The organism is Streptomyces xylophagus, from assembly GCF_000716435.1.
In the GTDB taxonomy this organism is placed as follows: Bacteria; Actinomycetota; Actinomycetes; order Streptomycetales; family Streptomycetaceae; genus Streptomyces; species Streptomyces xylophagus.
Genome location: NZ_JNWO01000135.1, coordinates 1 through 479, shown reverse-complemented (window position 1 = coordinate 479; position 479 = coordinate 1). Strand labels below are relative to the sequence as shown.

The window sequence follows — 479 nt, the reverse complement described above, 5'->3', positions numbered from 1 at the left end:
GTCCCGCCGTGGTGGGACAGCTGGGAGTGCCCCACCTTGATCCCGCCGAGGGCGGAGAGGTAGGCGCCGTTCGCGTCGAGGGTGAGCAGCTGCTCGGTCTCGGGGACTCCGGTGCGGTTGTGCCAGTTGCAGTGCGGGACGTAGCACTCACGCGAGGGGGGCGTGATGGGTGCGCGCCAGTACGGTTCGCGGTCGTAGCGGCGGGGGTGGAGTTCGGGCCGGCGCTCCATACGGCTGAGCGCCGGGAACATCGGGATCGTGTTGGTGTCGGTCTCGGTCTCGGTCTCGGATTCTGCGGTGACGGGGTGATGGCCGGTCACGGTCGCTCCTTTTGGGGGGTGAAGGGTGTGTGTGGTTGTCCGGTGCGCGCCGGTTACTGGGCAAGGATGCCCTTGTCGATCAGTCGACGTGCGGCCTCCCCCTTGCTGATCCTGTCTCTTATACACATCTGACGCTGCCGACGACTCCTTACGTGTAGA

1 protein-coding gene is annotated in these 479 nt (G+C 66.4%); it reads right to left on the bottom strand.

Going from position 1 to position 479, the window contains the following annotated elements:
• A partial coding sequence (locus OO70_RS50655; protein WP_043688395.1) for a hypothetical protein occupies positions 1 to 320 on the bottom strand: 320 nt, incomplete at its 3' end.
• Between the last annotated feature and the right edge of the window lie 159 nt (positions 321 to 479).